Here is a 19797-nt window from a genome sequence, read left to right on the forward strand (position 1 = left end):
AGTAGAAGTCACCAATTTTGCTGGCACGTTACCGCGTAACGGGCTGGTCACAGAATTTCTTGACGACCATAGAGCATTGGAACCACCTGATCCCATCCCGAACTCAGCAGTGAAACGATGCATCGCCGATGGTAGTGTGGGGTTTCCCCATGTGAGAGTAGGTCATCGTCAAGATCAAATTCCAAAACCCCTGTCTGCTAACGCAGACAGGGGTTTTGTCGTTTCGGGCTCGCCAAAAGCCCGATAGCTCGCTTCGGAGAAACAAAAAAGCCAGCCCTTGATTTTCAAGGGCTGGCTTTTTTGTAGGCCGGATATTTAGAACTGGTAGCTGAGGCTCGCCACGGCGGCTGACCGACAGATTATCCCTAGGCATCATGCGTCGTACCGCAGCAAACACCAGCCTGGACGCCACAAATAATAATTAGTCGCATCGTCATCAAGGGTTGGGGAATTTGCAACCGCCGCTCGAATAACCGTCGTCAAGAAAACGCTTCCGAGGCGCTCTAGCACGCCGTTCGGCGGGAATCTGACGGAAATTCCGGCCATTTCGTACATGTCCCTAAGTTTTATCGCACCAGTGCCGACAGACTGATGAGACATGCGTGCACCAAAGTAGAGCGGAATAGAAACCGCTTGAGCTGTACATGGAATGTTGCAACCCGGAACGCATCCCCACTTTCTGCATAGAAGTCCCATGAAATGAATCTCAAGTTCAGCCATAAAATCCTGTTGGCCGCCTCCGGCGTCGTGGTGCTGGCTTTTGCGTTGTTCACTTTGTACAACGACTATCTGCAGCGAAATACCATTCGGCAAAACCTCGAATCCTCTGTTCAACAAGCCGGCGACCTGACCGCCAGCAGCGTGCAGAACTGGATGAGCGGTCGCGTGCTGGTGCTGGAAAACCTCGCGCAGAACATCGCTCATCAAGGTGCCAATGCCGATCTACCGGGGCTGGTTGATCAGCCGGCTTTCACCTCGAACTTCCAGTTCACGTACGTCGGCCAGACCAACGGCGTGTTCACCCAGCGCCCGGACGCGAAGATGCCGGACGGCTACGATCCGCGTCAGCGGCCCTGGTACAAGCAGGCCGTTGTCGCTGATAAAACCATGCTGACCCCGCCTTACATGGCCGCCGTCGGTGGGTTAGTCGTGACCATCGCCATGCCCGTGAAAAAGAACGGCGAATTGCTCGGTGTGGTCGGCGGTGACTTGAGCCTGGAAACCCTGGTGAAGATCATCAACTCGGTGGATTTCGGCGGCATCGGTCATGCGTTTCTGGTCAGTGCCGACGGTCAGGTGATCGTCAGCCCGGACAAAGACCAGCTCATGAAAAACCTGAAGGACATCTACCCCGGCGCCGGCCTGCGCATCGAGAAGGGGAATCAGCAAGTCACCTTGAACAACCAGGAACGCATCCTCTCGTTCACCCCGGTCAACGGGTTGCCGAATGCTGCCTGGTATATCGGTCTGTCGATCGACAAGGACAAAGCCTACGCACCATTGAGCCAATTCCGCACCTCGGCATTGATCGCGATGTTCATCGCCGTGGCGGTGATTGCAGTGCTGCTGAGCCTGTTGATCAATGTGCTGATGCGACCGCTGACCACCATGAGTCGAGCGATGCAGGACATCGCCCAGGGCGAAGGCGACCTGACGCGTCGTCTGGCTGTGGAAAGCAAAGACGAATTCGGCGAACTGGGCGGTTCTTTCAACCAGTTCGTGGAGCGGATTCATGCGTCGATTTCCGAGGTGTCATCGGCCACTCGCCAGGTCCATGATCTGTCGCAACGGGTCATGGCCTCGTCCAACGCCTCGATCGTCGGTTCTGACGAGCAAAGTGCGCGCACCAACAGTGTGGCGGCGGCGATCAACCAATTGGGCGCCGCAACCCAGGAAATCGCCCGCAACGCCGCCGATGCCTCGCAGCACGCCAGCGGCGCGAGCGAGCAGGCGGATGACGGTCGACAGGTGGTGGAAAAAACCATTCTGGCGATGACCGAGCTGTCGCAGAAAATCAGCCTGTCCTGCACGCAGATCGAAACCCTCAACGCGAGCACCGACAACATTGGGCACATTCTCGATGTGATCAAAGGCATTTCCCAGCAGACCAACTTGCTCGCCCTCAACGCAGCCATTGAAGCGGCCCGCGCCGGTGAAGCCGGCCGTGGTTTTGCGGTGGTGGCAGATGAGGTACGCAACCTGGCCCATCGCACGCAAGAGTCGGCCGAGGAGATTCACAAGATGATCACATCGCTGCAGATCGGCTCACGCGAAGCGGTAACCACCATGAACGCCAGTCAGGTCTCCAGCGAAGAGAGCGTTGAAGTGGCGAACCAGGCCGGTTTGCGACTGGTCAGCGTGACCCGGCGTATTGGTGAAATCGATGGCATGAACCAGTCGGTGGCCGCGGCGACCGAGGAGCAGACAGCCGTGGTGGAAACACTCAATGTCGACGTCAACCAGATCAATTTGCTGAACCAGCAGAGCGTGGCCAACCTCAATGAAACGTTGAAGGATTGTGATGCGTTGTCGTTGCAGGCGAATCGGTTGAAGCAGTTGGTTGATAGCTTCAAGATTTGATTCAGGTCAGATCTACCGCGTTATCGTTCAATCGCGAGCAAGCCCGCTCCCACATTCGATCGCATTCCTACTGAAGGAAGCCGGTCAGAATGTGGGAGCGGGCTTGCTCGCGATTGCGGTGCATGAGTCACCGCTAAACGACAGTCCTACACAAACAGCTTCAGCACATTACTCATCGCATCATCGGCAAACCCCTGCACAAAATCCTTGAACCCCGGCAGTGCCTGCGCGTCGCCCTGAGCCGGTTCAGCGATGATGGTCCAGGTCGCCCGGGACTTGCCTTCCCCCAGTGCTTCAACTGTCATGGCAGCCCACAAGTTAGCCACGCCCAGCGTGTTGTAAATCGTGGTCCAGGTCATGCTCAATGCCTGGTTATCCCGCGAGTTGAGTTGCTCAACCACCAGGTTGCCATCCTTGAAAAATTTCTTGCGCAGGGACGACACGCCTTCGCCCGTCATCTCGATGTGCGACAACGCCGGGATGAAGCGATCGAAGCCGGCAAAGTTGCCGACCACCGCCCAGACTTTCGTAGCCTCGGCCGGCACATCCACCGAAGACACGACGTGGCAGCCTTGAGGGTTTTTGATCAGGGTATCGGGTTGCAGGGTTTTCATGGTTTTGCTCCGGTTGAGTGAATCAGATGAAGTTGATTTCTTTGAGGTAGTCGCAACCGCGACGCAGCAGCGCCGGGGATTTTTCCGGGTAGTGCGCGCCCATCTGCCGCACGCCGGCCTGGGCGTTGTCGTGGCCGATCATCGAGATATCGCCGATGTCTTCCTCGAAACCGTTGAGGTAGAAACCGAGTACGCCGAACAGCGCGTTGTCGCTGTCGACCCGGCCCAGTTGCTGCTGCCAGTCGGCCACGCTGACCATGGAGAATGTGCGGCCCGCCTCACGGAAGGAGGCGACGTAATCGTCCCAACTCAAGGGTTCGGGGTTGTGCAGGTTGAACACCGCTTTTTCCGCTGAATAACGGCTGGCGTGGAACGCGATGAAACGAGCGAGGAAATCCACCGGCATCAGGTCGAAATTCAGAGCGAACTCCGGAACCTGTCCGAGCTGGATTGAGCCCTTGAGCATCAGCATCAAACGATTCTTGTGCGGTTGGCAGACACCCGTGAGGCTGTTGAAACTGATGTTGCCGGGGCGATACACATTGACCCGCACCCCACGCTCCCGTGCCCGTTCGAGGATGCGTTCACCGACCCACTTCGACAGGTTGTAGCCGTTCTTGATGTAGATCGGCGGGGTGTGTGCGGCGGGCAGTTCAAGCACCCGGCCGTCGTCGGAAATGGTGCTCGACGCGGACAAGGTCGAAACGAAATTGAAGATCTTTTTACTGCGCCCTTCGCACAATCGCAGACACTCGAAAATCGGCTCGACGTTGTCCCGCGCCAGCGACTCGTAATCGAGCACGTGATTGACGTTGGCGGCGTTGTGCACGAGTGCGCCGAACTCGCGATCCAGACGCTCGTAAACCTCCACGGCGAGCCCGAGTGAGGGCTGTGTGATGTCCGCCGCGTAAACCCGCACCCGGCTCAGATCCAGATGCTCAAGACGGTTCTCGCGCAATGCATGCGCAAAGCGCTCGGCCGCCGATTGCCCGCCGCCATCGCGCACCAGACACGCCACTTCGCTGGCGCCCCAGGCCAGCAACGCCTCGACGATGTGCACGCCGACAAAACTGTTGGCGCCGGTGACGATGACTTTGTGCACATCGCCCATGCGGCTGACCGGCAGCGGCTGCACCCCCAACTCGCGGAAGGCGTCCGCCATGGCTTGTTCGCTCAGCACTTCTTCGGTGCCGGAGCCGCGCACCAGCGTCGCCAGTTTCGCGATGGTCGGCAGTTCGATGAAACGATTGATCGAGATACTGCGCCCGAATTCTTCACGCAAGCGCAGCAACATGCGTGACAGCAGGATCGAGTGGCCGCCCAGATTGAAGAAGCTTTCGTCGGTGGAAATATCGCTGGCTGGCAGTTCCAGCAGTTCGGCCCAGATCTCCAGCAGCAGCGCTTCATCGGCGCTGGTGGGTAAACGCCGCGACGGGTTTTCGGTGATGCTGACGGGCAACTCCAGCAACGCTTTGCGGTCAACCTTGCCGTTGCTGGCGAACGGCATGCTCGTCAGTTCGGTCCAGGCGGTTGGGTGCATGTAATCCGGCAGGAACCGGGTGGCGTGCGCCTTCAGCGCTTCGCGTGCGGTGCCGGGTCGATCCTCCTGAGGCTGGACGAGGAAGGCGAGAATCCGCCGCTGGCTGTCGATCACCACTGCCACTTGACGGTACAACTGACTGTCGCGCAGGCAGCGTTCGATTTCTTCCGGCTCTACACGAAAGCCGCGAATCTTTACCTGATTGTCCCGGCGTCCGCACAGCTCGATGCCTGCGCCTGTCCACTTCGCCATGTCGCCGGTGCGATAGGCGCGCAGGCTCTCGCCGTTCGGCAGGCCCAGGTTCAAGTAACGTTCGGCGGTCTGTTGCGGATTATTCAGGTATCCCAGGCAAACACCCGGTCCGACGATGTACAACTCGCCGACGGTCTGTTCGGTCACCGGTTGAAAGTCCTCGTCGAGAATCAGCACCTGACTGTTGGCGATCGGCGCGCCGAGGGTGCGATTGCTGTCGCCGGCGCGCAGCTGCCGTGCGGTGATCAGCACCGTGGCTTCGGTCGGGCCGTAGAGGTTGTAGAGATTGCCCTGACGGGTGAGTTGCTCGATGACATAGGGTTCGCAGACATCGCCACCGGTCATCACATGGTCCAGTACCTGCAACTGATCCAGCGGCAGAATGCTCAGCAAGGCCGGTGGCAAAAAAGCGTGGCTCAACTGTTGATGCCGGATCAGTTCCACCAGTTGCAGCGGGTCGCGGCGTTGATCGTCGCTGGGCACGATCAGCTCGGCGCCCTGCAACAGCGTCGGGAAGATATCGATCAGCGACGAGTCGAAGCTCAAGGACGAAAACTGCAATACGCGGCTCTGTTCCGTCAGTTGCACATAGTCGGCGTACCACGCGGTGAAGTGCGCGAGGTTGGCCTGGCTGAGCAACACGCCTTTGGGGTGACCGGTGGTGCCCGAGGTGTAGAGCGCCATGCACGGCGCGTCGAGAACGGGGCGCTGGCGCAGCAACGGTTGATCGACATCCAGGTGCTCGATGTCGATTGCGCTGATGTCCAGGCTGAGCATCTCGCTGGCAAGCGGATGCTGTCCGTCGTGCAGCAACAGCACGGCGCCGGCATTCGACAAAATGTACTGCTGGCGCTGCAGCGGATGGCTAGGCTCCAGCGGCAGGTACACCGCGCCGCTGCCGAGAATCGCCAGAATTCCTGCATACAACGCGCTGCATTTTGGCAGGCAGATGCCGACCACCAACGGCTTGTCGTGCTGTTGGAGCAAGGGTTGCAATCGCTGCGCAATGGCGCGGCTGTGTGCATGCAGTTGGCGATAACTGAGGGAGGTGCCGGCGATGTTCAGCGCCGGTCTTTCGGCGGACTGAATGAAGCGCTGCTCAAGGCGCTCGATCATCGGCAACTGAGCGAGTTGCAGCAAGCCGGGTTCAGCGGTCGCATTGAGACGATGGACGAAGGCCAGGTTGTCTAAAAACAGCAGGCTTTCCACCTGTTCAAAATGAACGGGCGTCGCTCGTTCGACGAGCAGAAAAGAGTCCGCATCCCGGGAGAATCGACTGACCAGCAAGGCTGCATGATCCACCAGTTGCGCCATCGTTCGCAGGCGTAGCGCCTGGCCGTTACCCGAAGGTTCGTCGGCAATCGGCACGCGGGTGAGCAGCGTCGAACCGTACAGGCACAGCAGGTCCAGCGGCGGTAAACCTGAATCCCCCCGCACGCCGACCCCTAGGCGCAACGTCAGTTGCGGTACATCGTCCAACGGCTGGAAGGTCAGGCTGGCATCGTCGATCAGTAAGTCAGCGTTGCCCGACGGCGGCAGGTCAAGGGCCGTCAGCCGCGTCAGTGAATGACCGTGTTGTTCAAGTTCCAGCGCCAGGTCGGTCAGGGCCTGGCTCTGCCCAATGAGCAGAATGTCGAGACGTCTCATGATGTGCTCCTCGTTAAACCAGGTAGTCGCTCAGGGCTTCTTGAACACACGTCGAATCGAGCAGCGAACTGCTGTGGAAAAACCGCATGATGTTGGCGACCAGCGGGTGATGGCGGTTGATCGGGAAGGCCAGCCCCGACACTTCACTCTTGAGTGCGCGGCGCGCGGCATCGCTGATCTGCAAGGACTCGATCAGACGGAAGTCGAAGGATTTCTGGATGTCGTTGGTCAGGTAATGGCCGATGAACACCGGCAGAATCTGTGCGATGCACTGACGGTCGTCTTCGCTTGCGGTGTGCCAGTAGATGCGCACCAACCGCGCCCAGAACCCGGAGTGACGGCCCTCATCGAGCAAGTGATCGGCCATCAAGCCCTTGATCGATTGCTTGACCGTCTCGTCCTTGGCAAATGCCGCCACATCGCCGGTCACGGTGTTCTCTGCGATGGCCACGCAGATCAATTCCACGGCGCTGCGCAAATGCTCCGGTGCCAGCGCAACAGCTGCCGGAATCGCCCGGCTCAGCTCGATTTCATCCGGCAGCTCAATGGGTGTGATGCCCGTCATGGCGACGGTTTGCTGCATGAAATCCATCGCCACCAGCGCGTGGTAATCCTCGTCCACCACGACGGTCATGGCGTCGTAACGGCAGGCGAACGGGAAGGCCACGGCGAAGCGATTCTTGGCGATGCTGCGCGCGGTTTTGTCGACGATCTCGGTTTCGAAAATCACCACGTCGTTGATGAATTTGTAGAGTGTCTGCACCAGGGCGAAATCCCGTTGCTCAGGGCATTCGCGCAGAAAGGTTTCGCTCAACACCAGCGGCTGGCGACTGAGCGGGTAGATCAGCTTTTCGTCGTTCTCCAGCATGCGGCGCGGACGGGTGCGAATGGTCGCGCGGCTTTCCCAGGCGTCGGCGAAGGATTGGTAGTCGGCTGCGTTCATGCATTCACCTCCGCCACCGGTTCGCTCATGCTCAAGCGCAGGCCGTCCCACAGGGCGATGCGGCTTTCCACGGCCGCCAAGGCGCTGGCGTAGACGTCTTCTTCCCGTTGCGGATCGCCATTGACCAGCCGCGTAAGGAGCTTTTCCGCTGCCGGGCCGTGGTCTTCGGAGTCGACTTCAATGTGCCGCTCCAGGTAGTAACGGAAGGTCGGCGCCTGCTCAAAGCCGATTCCCCAATCGTCGAGAATCCGCTGGAACATCTGTGGAATGACGCTCTCGCGCCCATGCAGAAATGCTGCCGCAACGCTGTGGCCGGGCGCATGCAGTGCGGTGTGCAAGGTGTGGCGCACGAATTGCGCAGCGGCCGGGTCGATGTCCACGCTTTGCAACGCCACGTCGTAACTCACGCCTTCTTGCTGCAGCGCCACGAAGCGTTCGACGGCAACCGTGCTGGCACCCACCTCGCGCATCGCATCCAGGTACAACTCGAAATGGCTGTAATGACCATGGGCCGGACGATCATCGGACTCTTCACCCAGCACAATCTCGTTGATCAGTCGGGCAGCCTGCGGATCTCCTGGCGGCAGCCAGGGCAACTGCACGCAGGTCAGTTCCTGTTGCAGGCGCTTGGTCAGCGACATGAAATCCCACACCGCAAAAACATGAGATTCCATGAAGCGTTGGAGTACCGAAAGCGAATGTATTTCAGAAAAAATCGGGTGCGCGCTCAGTTCTGCTTTCTTCTGATTAAGACGGTCTTTAGTCGATTTCATGGCGAGCCTATAAGTGATCCGGAAAGAGGTGTGATCAATAATTAGCGGCGATTAAACTATTCTGATGGCGAGCAAGTGCCTCAAATGAATTGATCGTTATTAGTTGCATATAAGTAGTGTGGTCGCGGCGCTATGGCCGGTGTCCAGTGGTGGCGGAGAAAAGCTAATACACGAATAAAGTTTCGGGCAAGTTATTTTTATACTATTTTTAAGTTCAACTTTTCCAGGGTCGACAAGTCTCAATAAGACTTTTTATTAAAGTTTTATTTGGGCGTAGTTGCTCCTTCCGGCTTATATAAGTCGAAATTGAGTTAAAGAGTGAATGCCTCACTCGAAGCAACTTTCCAAGGGTGATCGTTAGTGTGATTTGAGGGGTGGAAGTTGGCCGGGATGCCGAAGCTTCCTTTCCCGTGGCAAGACTCCTTCCGTAGGTTCTTGATGCGGGGACTGCGCCGCTCATGCGGTACGTCACCCGTTTGTTATTGGTTGGCAGGTCAAGAGTGAGCGTAAATCAAGGCAGCCGCTATCGCCGACGCGTCTTACGGTCGATGCAGTTGTCTGGCTTGGGATAACGGACACGCAGGCGCGGCAAGCGCAGGCGAGCAGGTTGATCTGCTCGCTGCGGCTACCTATGTGATTTATTTCGAGGTTTTTCTGCTTTGTGCTTCGGGGCTGTTGAGGTAGTTCGTGATGACTTCGACGCCCCGGTTGAGGTGATGTTCGAGCAGCTTCACCGCACGCTCGACGTCGCGGTCTTCCACTGCACGCAACAGCGCGCGGTGATCTTCCTGGGACAGTTTGCCCAGGCCCATGGCTTCCAGGTTGAAGCGCAGGAAGCGTTCCTCTTCGTTCAACCCGTCTTCGACCAGTCTCAACAGCCGACGATTAGGTGCCTTGCAGTACATCGCCATGTGAAACAGGCGGTTGAGCCGGCCAATTTCGGTGTAGTCGTGTTCCGTTTCCAGTTCATCGATGTAGCCGGCCGCCTGTTCAAAGTCCTCATGGGTGAGCAACGGGACCGACAGGCGCAGGGCTTCGGACTCCAGCAGGATCCGCAGCGCATAAGTTTCGACGGCATCGCCCTGAACCAATGGCGCGACCACCGCACCTTTATGGGCTATCACATTAAGCAGCGCTTGCGCTTCGAGTTGGCGCAAGGCTTCACGGACCGGCATGCGGCTGACCCCGAACAGGTCGGCCAGGTCTTGCTGACGAAGGGCTGTGCCGCAAGGAATGCGCCCATCGAGAATGGCGGCACGCAGGGTTTTTTCGATGACCGAGCGAGCCAGATGAGCGGGAATCGGACCGTTGACCTTGATGCTGCTGAGAGGGTTGGGTTTCTGTGGCACTACTACGCACCCTGAATGACTGAAAAAAATTGGATCCAAGAGGACACTAGTGACTGCCCGACAGGATGTCAAACACGCAGACTAAACAGCTCACACCCCAAGTTTAGCCCGCTCCCGGTGATCTCACCGTGCCATTGTCTTTTAACCGACTACCCTTCACCATCAATCGATTCCACCTGCCTACCTGGATGTCTCGCATTGGCGGTATGTTTCGCGATCCCTCGGACTTTGCGCTGGCTGTGCTGCGCGTTGCTGCTGGCCGGTGTCATGCCGGGCGGTCTGCATGCCGACTGGGATTTTTCCCTGATCAGCCGCCGGGCGCAGGCATTGTACGGGCCATTGGGCACAGGGCAGCAACGCATTGATGCCTGGCAGCATTTGCTGGCCACGCAGAAACAGCTCAGCGAGCTGGAGCAGCTCAACGTGGTCAACCTGTTCTTCAATAAACAGATGCGCTACGAAGAGGACATCGACCTGTGGCACGAGGTCGACTATTGGGAAACCCCGATCGAAGCCTTGTGGAAGGGCGCCGGTGACTGCGAAGACTACGCCATTGCCAAGTATTTCAGCCTGCGCCACCTCGGCGTATCCAGCGACAAGCTACGCATTACCTATGTCAAGGCCGTGAGCCTGAACCGCGCGCACATGGTGCTGACTTACTACGCCAGCCCCGACGCCATGCCGCTGGTGCTCGATAGCCTGATCGATGCGATCAAGCCCGCGAGCCAACGAACCGATCTGCTGCCGGTCTACGCTTTCAATGCCGAAGGGCTTTGGTTGCCCGGAGCCAAGGGCAATAAAAAAGTGGGTGACACCAAACGCTTGTCCCGTTGGCAGGATGTGTTGAAGAAAATGCAGGCGGAAGGTTTTCCGGTCGAGACGATTAACTAGGAGCACGCGCTCAGATGTCTTTGTTCAAACAGCTGTTGATCGCAATCTGTCTGTTCCTGGTGGTCGCCTTCACCGGCAGCTTCATGGTCAGCCTCGAGAGCTCGCGCACCCAGTACGTCAACCAGTTGCGCTCCCACGCGCAGGACGCTGCGACGGCGCTGGCGCTGTCGTTGACGCCGAACATCGACGACCCGGCGATGGTCGAGTTGCTGGTCAGCTCGATTTTCGACAGCGGTTATTACGCGAGCATCCGCGTCGTCGATCTGTCGAACGACAAGACCCTGGTCGAACGCAGCGGCATGGCGGCGGTGACAAACGTGCCGGACTGGTTCGTCAAACTGATCGGCCTGGAGCCGGCGGGCGGCGATGCGATTGTCAGCCGTGGCTGGGAGCAGGCGGCACGGGTCGAAGTGGTCAGCCACCCGATGTTCGCGTTGGCCAAGCTATGGCAGAGCGCCTTGGGCAGCCTCGGCTGGCTGCTGCTCTGCGGCGCGGTGAGTGCGGCACTGGGCGCGTTGCTGTTGCGCCGGCAATTAAAACCGCTGGAGTACATGGTCCAGCAATCCCACGCCATCGCCCGCCGCGAATTCCTCAGCCTGCCCGATCTGCCGCGCACACCTGAATTGCGCCGCGTGGTGCAGGCCATGAACCAGATGGTCGAGAAGCTCAAGTCGTTGTTTCAGGAACAGGCCGAGCGCAGTGAAAAATTGCGCGACGAGTCCTATCGGGACACGTTGACCGGGTTGGCCAACCGGCGCTATTTCGAGATGCAATTGAATGCGCGGGTGAACAATCCGGAGCAGGCGAGTTCAGGTTATTTGCTGTTGCTGCGGGTCAGGGACCTCGCGGGGTTGAATCAGCGTCTGGGCGGCCAACACACCGATGATTTACTGATCGCGGTCGGCGAGCAGTTGTCCCGTGAGTGCGCCAAATACCCCGAAACGCTGAACCTCGTCACGCGGATCCGCGGCGGCGAATTCGCCGTGCTGGCGCCGGGGCTGGTGCGCGCCGAAGCGTTGCAACTGGCGCAAAGCCTCGACAATGCCCTGGCGAGCCTGCATGCAACCGGCGCCACCGATGTGGCCGCCGTGGCGTACATTGGGCTGGCGCCGTTTATGTATGGCGACTTACCGCAAGCGGTGCTCGGGCTGGCGGATCAGGCGTTGGCGCAGGCTGAAGGCCAGGGCGATTCGAGGTGGGTCTGCCTGGATCACACAGCGGCGTCGAACCTTGGCGACGATCATCATGCCTGGCACCGCTTGCTCGATGAGGCGCTGAATCAGCGCCGTTTCGAGCTGTATTTCCAGCCGGTCGTGGCGAGCCAGGACACGACACTGGTGCTGCATTACAAAGTGCTTTCGCGCCTGATTGACGAGCAGGGCCAGGCGATTCCTGCCGGTCGATTCCTGCCGTGGCTCGAACGTTTCGGCTGGGCTGCGCGGCTGGATCGCCTGATGCTGGAGAAGGTGCTGGCGCAAATGGCCGACCATCAAGCGTCGCTGGCGCTGAACCTGTCGTCGGCGACACTGATGAATTCGCAGGCGCTGGGCAAAATCCTGGATATTTTGCGCGTGCACTCCAGCTTCGGCCCGCGGCTGACCCTGGAAATCGGCGAGGAGCAACTGCCGGAGCAAGCGAAGCTGGAAGACCTGACGCGACGCCTGCGAGAAATCGGCTTCTCGTTGAGCCTGCAACATTTTGGTGGACGCTTCAGCATGATCGGCAACCTGGCGCGGCTCGGGTTGGCGTACCTGAAGATCGACGGTGTCTACATCCGTGCAATTGATCAGGAGAGCGACAAGCGTTTGTTTATCGAGGCGATTCAACGGGCGGCGCACAGCATTGACCTGCCGTTGATTGCCGAGCGGGTCGAGACTGAAGGGGAGTTGTCGGTGATACGCGAGATGGGGGTTTATGGTGTGCAGGGGCAGTTGGTTGGGGAGCCGAGGCCTTGGGAATAAGGTCCTGAAGTTGCTTTGTCTGTGAGGCCCCATCGCCAGCAAGCCGGCTCCTACAAGGTTCAGAGTGTTCACAGCCCTAATCCTGTAGGAGCCGGCTTGCTGGCGATGGCGTCAGCTCAGACAACGACAAAGGTCGGATCAGATCAACCCCGAATCATCCTCATCCACCAAATTACTCAACCCACCCAACGCCTCCCGGGCCTGGGACCGGCCCATGAGTTTGTCCTGTGCAGCGGCCGGCAGGTCGGTGATGCGCATCACGCCCTTGTCGGTCAGCACCTGAATAAGGTCGTCCAGTACCCGGATCATGTCCAGGTCGCTTTGCTTCAACTGCTTGAGCTGACCGGTTTGCTGCAGTTGCTTGTGGTTCATGGCCATGACTTTGCTGGCGAACCAGGTCTGAAGGTCCGGGTGATCGGCGGGCAGGCTTTCGGTGGATTCGTCATAGGCCTCGGCTTCCACGCGCGTCAATTGGCCTTCTGCATTGCGTTGCACGTAGAACATTGAGCGTCCCTCAAGCGTTGAGCAGCTTCACCCTGTCAGCAGCATAGGCGATATAAGCCATATGGTTATTCGCTAACGGTATTTAAAATCCAGTTCTTATATCTATAAAGTCAACCTCCTGCGTACCTGCCGACCAATCGGCGCGCCGCACGACACGAACCAACACGGGACCTCCGTGAGTTTCTGATCGACGCGCGCGCCCTTGAGCGTGCCGTGCGTGGGAGTGATTTATGTCTGTCGTCTCTGCAACTCAAAGCATCGCGCCGCAAATTTTCGAAATTCGTCCGTTCAGCGGTGCCGTCGGTGCCGAAATCATCGGGCTCGACCTGTCTCGTCCTATCAATGAGCAGGACTTCGCCCGCATCCATCGCGCGCACCTTGATCACCATGTCGTGGTGTTCCGCGACCAACGCATTACCCCCGAACAACACATCGACTTCAGCCGCCGCTTCGGCGTGTTGCAGATCCATGTGCTCAAGCAATTCCTGCTGGCCGGGCACCCGGAAATCCTCATCGTTTCCAACATCATCGAAAACGGCCAATCCATCGGCCTCGGCGACGCCGGCAAGTTCTGGCACTCCGACCTGTCATATAAAGAATTGCCAAGCCTGGGCTCGATGCTGCACGCCCAGGAGTTGCCGTCCGAAGGTGGCGACACCTTGTTCGCCGACATGCACAAAGCCTGGGACAACCTGCCCGAAGCGCTGCGCAAAGCGGTCGAAGGTCGCTCCGCGGCGCACTCGTACACGGCGCGCTACAGCGAAACCAAATTCGAAGGTAACTGGCGCCCGACGTTGACGCCGGAGCAACTGGCCCAGGTTGCCGAAGTCGTGCACCCGATCGTGCGCACGCACCCGGAAAACGGCCGCAAGGCGCTGTTCGTCAGCGAGGGTTTCACCACCCGCATCGTTGGCTTGCCGGACGACGAGAGCAAGCAACTGCTCGACGAGCTCTACGCCCATAGCGTGCTGCCGCAAAACATCTACCGCCATCAATGGCAGCCCCACGACCTGGTGTTCTGGGACAACCGTTCGCTGATTCACCTTGCCGCCGGCTGCCCGAGCCATCTGCGCCGCAAGTTGTATCGCACCACCATCCAGGGCGACGCGCCTTTCTGATTTGTCGGAGAATTTTCATGTCCAGACGTCTTTCCTTTGCACCGTTGGCTGCGGCCATCGGCCTGGGTTTCAGCCTCATCGCCAGCAGCCTGGTGGCACCGACCGTGGCTCAGGCCGAAGGTGAAATCCGCATTGCCGAGCAGTTCGGCATCGTTTATCTGTTGCTCAACGTAGTGCGTGATCAGAACCTGATCGAGAAGTACGGCAAACAGGAGGGCGTGGATATCAAGGTCGACTGGACTCAGCTGTCCGGCGGCGCGGCGGTCAACGATGCGTTGCTCTCCGGCTCCATCGACATTGCCGGCGCGGGCGTCGGTCCGTTGCTGACCATCTGGGACCGCACCCACGGCAAGCAGAACGTCAAGGCTGTCGCCTCCCTCGGCAACTTTCCGTACTACCTGGTGAGCAACAATCCCAAGGTCAAAACCATCGCCGACTTCACCGAGCAGGACCGCATTGCGGTGCCGGCGGTGGGCGTGTCGGTACAGTCGCGCTTCCTGCAATACGCGGCCGCCAAGCAGTGGGGCGACAAGGAATTCAATCGCCTCGACAAGTACACCATCGCTGTTCCGCACCCCGACGCCACAGCGGCGTTGATTGCCGGCGGTACCGAGCTGACGGGGCACTTTTCCAACCCGCCCTTCCAGGATCAGGCGCTGGCCAATCCGAACGTGCATGTGGTGCTGAACACTTATGACCTGCTCGGCCCGAACTCGCCGACGGTGCTGTTCGCCACGGAAAAATTCCGTAACGAGAACCCGAAAACCTACAAGGCCTTCGTCGAGGCGCTGACCGAAGCGGCGCAATTTGCCCAGAACGATAAAGGCGCCGCCGCCGATACCTACATTCGCGTGACCAAGGCAAAAATCGATCGTGCTGCGCTGTTGAAAATCATCGACAACCCGCAGTTCGAATTCAGCGTCACGCCGAAAAATACCTACCCGCTCGCCGAGTTCCTCTACCGTGTCGGCGCGATCAAAAACAAACCGGATTCGTGGAAGGATTACTTCTTCCAGGACGCCAAACCACTGCAAGGGAGCTGATCGACATGAACGCCTCTTTGCAAGGCCACACGGTCAGCAAACCGAACGCCACAGCCCAGGCGCTGCTGTCGGTCGATAATGTCAGCCTCGAATACCGCACGCCGCAGCGGGTGGTTCGAGCGACCCACCAAGTCAGTTTTGAAATCGATCCGGCGGACCGCTTTGTATTGCTCGGGCCGTCCGGTTGCGGCAAGTCGACATTGCTCAAGGCCGCCGCCGGATTTATCCAGCCCGTCGAAGGGGAAATCCGCCTGCAAGGTCAGCGTGTCGATGCGCCGGGGCCGGACCGGATCGTGGTGTTCCAGGAGTTCGATCAACTGCCGCCGTGGAAAACCGTCAAACAGAACGTGATGTTTCCGCTGCTGGCGTCGAAAACCTTCAAGCGCAAAGAGGCCGAAGAACGGGCCATGCACTATCTCGACAAGGTCGGGCTGGCGGCGTTTGCCGATGCGTATCCACACACCTTGTCCGGCGGCATGAAGGCGCGCGTGGCGATTGCCCGGGCGTTGGCGATGCAACCGAAAATCCTGTTGATGGATGATCCCTTCGCCGCGCTCGATGCGCTGACTCGCCGCAAGATGCAGGAAGAATTGCTGCTCCTCTGGGAGGAGGTGCGCTTCACCCTGCTGTTCGTCACGCACTCGATTGAAGAAGCGCTGGTGGTGGGTAACCGCATTCTGTTGCTGTCGCCGCACCCTGGCCGGGTACGGGCGGAAGTCCACAGTCATCAATACGATTTGCACAGCCTCGGCGGCGTGGCGTTTCAGGAATCGGCGCGACGGATTCATCGATTGTTGTTCGATGAAGGTCAGTCGCCGGAAACCGCGCGCGAGCTGGATTTTTCCGACATTCGCATCGCTTACTGAGCCATTGAGAGGAGTGCCCGATGAGCCAGCTATCATCTGCGCGTGAAGAGTTTGAAACCGTTTTGCAGCCGCTGACCAGCGTACCGCTGGAGCGTGAATTGCCCCTCGGCCAGCGTCTGTGGCAACAGGGCTGGATTCGTAAAAGCCTGATCCTGATTTTGCTCGCGGTACTGTGGGAAGTGGTTGCGCGAATCCAGAACAACGACCTGTTGCTGCCGAGTTTTTTGCAAACCGCCAGCGCGCTGTATGGCGGCCTGCTCAGCGGCGAATTGCTGGGCAAAGTGTGGATTTCGCTGGTGGTGTTGCTCAAGGGTTACCTGATCGGCATCGTCCTGGCGTTTGCCCTGACCACGCTGGCGGTGTCGACGCAATTCGGTCGCGATCTGCTGAGTACGCTGACGTCGATGTTCAACCCGCTGCCGGCGATTGCACTGTTGCCGCTGGCGCTGTTGTGGTTCGGGCTGGGGCAGAACAGCCTGATTTTCGTGCTGGTGCATTCGGTGCTTTGGGCATTGGCGTTGAACACTTACGCCGGGTTTCTAGGCGTCTCGGAAACATTGCGCATGGCCGGCCGCAATTACGGTTTGAAGGGCATGCGTTTCGTGCTGTTCATCCTGATTCCCGCAGCGTTGCCGTCGATTCTTGCTGGGCTGAAAATCGGTTGGGCGTTCGCCTGGCGCACGTTGATCGCGGCTGAGTTGGTGTTTGGTGCAACCAGTGGTAAGGGTGGTTTGGGCTGGTACATCTTTCAGAATCGCAATGAGCTGTACACCGACAAGGTGTTTGCCGGGTTGGCGGTGGTGATTTTGATTGGGTTGCTGGTGGAAAATCTGGTGTTTGATTCGCTGGAGCGGGTGACGGTGAAGCGGTGGGGGATGCAGCGGTAGTCAGTTGAATCGAGTGCAATTCGAAAAAATCGCAGCCTTCGGCAGCTCCTGCATTGGAGTACACCTGTAGGAGCTGCCGAAGGCTGCGATCTTTTGATCTGCTAGCATTGCGTCTGAATCAACCCAGATCAGCCACGAGTGCTCAGTATGCAACTCCCGGACATGAACCTTCTGGTCGCCCTCGACGCCTTGCTCGACGAAGGCAGCGTGGTGGGCGCCGCGCGCCGCATGCATCTAAGCCCTGCAGCCATGAGCCGCACACTGACGCGGATACGCGAGGCCATCGGCGATCCGATTCTGGTGCGGGCCGGCCGTGGCCTGGTGCCGACACCCAAGGCACTGGCGTTGCGTGAGCAGGTACGGGATCTGGTGGAGCAGGCCGCGCTGCTGTTTCGATCTGCCGATGAAGTGGAGCTGGGCAGTTTGCGTCGACGCTTCAGCATTCGTGCCAACGATTTCTTTGTCGGCGTCTACGGCGGCAAGCTCTTCGACACGATGGAGCGCCAGGCGCCGCACTGCGAACTGCGCTTTGTTCCGGAGGGCGATGGGGATGACGAAGCGTTGCGTGAAGGACGCATCGATTTGAGCGTCAGCAACAACCGGCCGCTGATGCCGGAAGTGAAGGTGCAGAACCTGTTCTCCACGCACTTTGTCGGCCTGGTGCGCGACGACCATCCGCTGTTCGACGAAGAGATCACCGCCGAACGCTATGCCGGGTTTTCCCACATCAGCATGTCTCGTCGCGGCATCGCTCGCGGCCCGATCGATACGGCGCTCAACGCCTTGGGCCTGGAGCGGCGGGTGGCGGTGATTGCGCCGAGTTTCCATGCCGCGATGTTTGCGTTGCCGGATTCCGATCTGATTCTGCCGGTACCCAAGGAAGCGTTGCTGAGCGTGCGGCGCCTGGGGTTGAAGCTGCGTTCATTCACGCTGCCGATCCCGTTGCCGACCCTCATGCTGACGCAGGCCTGGCACCCGCGTTTCGACAAAGACCCGGCGCATCGCTGGATGCGTGAAACGCTCAAGGCGTGTTGTGACGAGACGTGGCTGGCTGCACAACCCACGTCAGACTGAACACGCACCCTGTAGGAGCCGGCTTGCTGGCGATCGTGATTTTTCATTCAACATCTTCTTCATCGACTGATAGACCGCCATCGCCAGCAAGCCGGCTCCTGCAGGGCTATGTATTGTTGCGGCTGACGCACTTATAAGCTGCCAATAAGTTGATTTTCGTCAGCTTCCACGCTTCCTAAAATGCTTCGGAATCCATTCCCGGAGCTTGCAGTCCATGACTTCCCTCACGGCCCCGGCATCTCTCGCTGCGGCCAGCCCCATCGCCGTGACGCCGCCGGTCTTCGGCCCGCGGATCATCATTGGTCTGGTGGGCGTGCTGCTGGCGGTGCTGGTATCGGGCCTCAACGAAATGGTGACCAAGGTCGCCCTCGCCGACATTCGCGGCGCATTGGCCATCGGCTATGACGAAGGCACCTGGCTGGTCGCCAGTTACACCGCGACCTCGGTGGCCGCGATGGCGTTCGCGCCGTGGTGCTCGGTGACGTTCTCGTTGCGGCGCTTCACTCTCTGCGCGATCAGTGTGTTCACGTTGTTGGGCGTGCTGTGTCCGTTCGCCCCGAACTACGAAAGCCTGCTGCTGATGCGCACCTTGCAAGGTCTGGCGGGCGGTGCGTTGCCGCCGATGCTGATGACCGTCGCCCTGCGCTTTTTGCCGGCCAACGTGAAGCTCTACGGTCTTGCCGGATATGCCCTCACGGCCACCTTCGGTCCGGGGCTCGGCACACCGCTGGCCGGGTTGTGGACCGAGCATGTCGGCTGGCAATGGACCTTCTGGCAAATCATCGCGCCGTGCCTGATCGCCATGGCCGCAGTGGCCTACGGCCTGCCCCAGGATCCGCTGCGCCTTGAGCGTTTCAAGCAGTTCAACTGGCGCGGATTGCTGCTGGGTTTTCCGGCGATCTGCATGCTGGTGATCGGCATTCTGCAGGGCAATCGGCTGGACTGGTTCGAGTCGAGCCTGATCTGCGGCTTGCTCGGCGGTGGCGTGGTGTTGCTGGTGCTGTTTCTGATCAACGAATGGTCGCAGCCAATCCCGTTTTTCAAGATGCAGATGCTCGGCATCCGAAACCTGTCGTTCGCCTTGCTGACCCTGGCCGGGGTGCTGGTGATCTTGCTGGCGGTGATCATCATTCCGTCCAGTTACCTGGCGCAGGTGCAGGGTTATCGCCCGGTGCAAACCGCGCCGATCATGTTGTTGGCAGCGCTGCCGCAGTTGATCGCGCTGCCGCTGGTGGCGGCGTTGTGCAACCTGCGCTGGATCGATTGCCGCTGGGTGTTGGGGATCGGCCTGAGCATGCTGGCGTTGTCGTGCATCGGCGGATCGCAGCTGACATCGGTGTGGATTCGCGACGATTTCTACGTGCTGCAACTGCTGCAAATCTTCGGGCAACCCATGGCTGTGTTGCCATTGTTGATGCTCTCGACCGGCAGCATCAGCCCGATGGAAGGGCCGTTCGCGTCGGCCTGGTTCAACACCGTTAAAGGCCTTTCGGCGGTGATCGCCACGGGAGTGATCGACGCGCTGACCACATCGCGGCTGCACTTTCATTCGACCATGTTGGTGGACCGCCTCGGCAACTCGCCGCTGGCCGACAGCGACAGCGCGGGCCTCGCTCATCGGTTGCATGAGCAGGCCGTGGTGCTGACGGCCTCGGACCTTTATCTGTGCATGGGCGGCGTCGCGTTGGCGCTGATCCTGTTGATTTTCTGGCTGCCGACGCGGATCTATCCGCCGCGTGCGCCGACATGAATGCT

The 19797-nt window shown here is 59.3% G+C and carries 15 protein-coding genes and 1 rRNA gene; 10 read left to right on the plus strand and 6 right to left on the minus strand.

Annotated features, from left to right (window positions below; translation table 11 throughout):
• The first annotated feature begins 58 nt into the window (after positions 1-58).
• Positions 59-174 (plus strand): 5S ribosomal RNA (gene rrf / locus PMI01S_RS28120).
• Positions 175-699: 525 nt separating this feature from the next.
• Positions 700-2580, plus strand: a complete 1881-nt coding sequence (locus PMI01S_RS28125; protein ID WP_084323344.1) for a methyl-accepting chemotaxis protein — start codon at positions 700-702, stop codon at positions 2578-2580.
• 146 nt (positions 2581-2726) lie between these two features.
• On the opposite strand, the gene PMI01S_RS28130 is transcribed toward PMI01S_RS28125, so the two are convergent.
• The 5 genes from PMI01S_RS28130 to PMI01S_RS28150 form a co-directional block, all read right to left on the minus strand.
• Entirely contained in the window at positions 2727-3194 is a 468-nt protein-coding gene (locus PMI01S_RS28130) for an SRPBCC family protein (RefSeq protein ID WP_084323345.1), read from the minus strand.
• 22 nt (positions 3195-3216) lie between these two features.
• Positions 3217-6633 carry a non-ribosomal peptide synthetase gene (locus PMI01S_RS28135; protein ID WP_084323346.1) on the minus strand — a complete coding sequence of 1139 codons (3417 nt, stop codon included), beginning with the start codon at positions 6631-6633 and terminating at the stop codon, positions 3217-3219.
• 13 nt (positions 6634-6646) lie between these two features.
• Complete coding sequence (locus PMI01S_RS28140; protein ID WP_084323347.1) at positions 6647-7576, minus strand: diiron oxygenase; 930 nt, start codon at positions 7574-7576, stop codon at positions 6647-6649.
• Entirely contained in the window at positions 7573-8349 is a 777-nt protein-coding gene (locus PMI01S_RS28145; RefSeq protein WP_084323348.1) for a DUF3050 domain-containing protein, read from the minus strand. The genes PMI01S_RS28140 and PMI01S_RS28145 overlap by 4 nt, the downstream gene beginning before the upstream one ends.
• A 638-nt stretch (positions 8350-8987) precedes the next feature.
• Positions 8988-9698, minus strand: a complete 711-nt coding sequence (locus tag PMI01S_RS28150) for a GntR family transcriptional regulator (RefSeq protein WP_084323349.1) — start codon at positions 9696-9698, stop codon at positions 8988-8990.
• 198 nt (positions 9699-9896) lie between these two features.
• Between PMI01S_RS28150 and lapG the strand changes: the two genes are divergently transcribed.
• Positions 9897-10589, plus strand: a complete 693-nt coding sequence (lapG, locus tag PMI01S_RS28155; protein WP_084323350.1) for a cysteine protease LapG — start codon at positions 9897-9899, stop codon at positions 10587-10589.
• A 14-nt stretch (positions 10590-10603) separates the two neighbouring features.
• Positions 10604-12550, plus strand: a complete 1947-nt coding sequence (gene lapD, locus PMI01S_RS28160; RefSeq protein ID WP_084323351.1) for a cyclic di-GMP receptor LapD — start codon at positions 10604-10606, stop codon at positions 12548-12550.
• Positions 12551-12688: 138 nt separating this feature from the next.
• On the opposite strand, the gene PMI01S_RS28165 is transcribed toward lapD, so the two are convergent.
• A complete protein-coding gene (locus PMI01S_RS28165) occupies positions 12689-13054 on the minus strand; it encodes a tryptophan synthase subunit beta (RefSeq protein ID WP_084323352.1) in 366 nt (121 codons plus the stop codon).
• 230 nt (positions 13055-13284) lie between these two features.
• Here PMI01S_RS28165 and PMI01S_RS28170 point away from each other — a divergent pair, with 230 nt between their 5' ends.
• The 6 genes from PMI01S_RS28170 to PMI01S_RS28195 all read left to right on the plus strand — a co-directional run bounded on the left by PMI01S_RS28170 (position 13285) and on the right by PMI01S_RS28195 (position 19792).
• Complete coding sequence (locus tag PMI01S_RS28170; RefSeq protein WP_084323353.1) at positions 13285-14172, plus strand: TauD/TfdA dioxygenase family protein; 888 nt, start codon at positions 13285-13287, stop codon at positions 14170-14172.
• A gap of 17 nt (positions 14173-14189) precedes the next feature.
• Positions 14190-15215 (plus strand): ABC transporter substrate-binding protein, encoded by a 1026-nt coding sequence (locus PMI01S_RS28175; protein WP_084323354.1) that lies wholly within the window; start codon positions 14190-14192, stop codon positions 15213-15215.
• Between the two features lie 5 nt (positions 15216-15220).
• Positions 15221-16081: an ABC transporter ATP-binding protein gene (locus tag PMI01S_RS28180; protein WP_084323355.1), complete on the plus strand. Its 861-nt coding sequence runs from the start codon at positions 15221-15223 to the stop codon at positions 16079-16081.
• Positions 16082-16101: 20 nt separating this feature from the next.
• Entirely contained in the window at positions 16102-16968 is an 867-nt protein-coding gene (locus tag PMI01S_RS28185) for an ABC transporter permease (RefSeq protein ID WP_084323356.1), read from the plus strand.
• Positions 16969-17115: 147 nt separating this feature from the next.
• Positions 17116-18042 carry a LysR family transcriptional regulator gene (locus PMI01S_RS28190; RefSeq protein WP_084323357.1) on the plus strand — a complete coding sequence of 309 codons (927 nt, stop codon included), beginning with the start codon at positions 17116-17118 and terminating at the stop codon, positions 18040-18042.
• A 214-nt stretch (positions 18043-18256) separates the two neighbouring features.
• Positions 18257-19792 carry an MFS transporter gene (locus PMI01S_RS28195; protein ID WP_084323358.1) on the plus strand — a complete coding sequence of 512 codons (1536 nt, stop codon included), beginning with the start codon at positions 18257-18259 and terminating at the stop codon, positions 19790-19792.
• Positions 19793-19797: the final 5 nt, after the last annotated feature.

Source organism: Pseudomonas migulae NBRC 103157 (assembly GCF_002091715.1).
Classification (GTDB): domain Bacteria; phylum Pseudomonadota; class Gammaproteobacteria; order Pseudomonadales; family Pseudomonadaceae; genus Aquipseudomonas; species Aquipseudomonas migulae_A.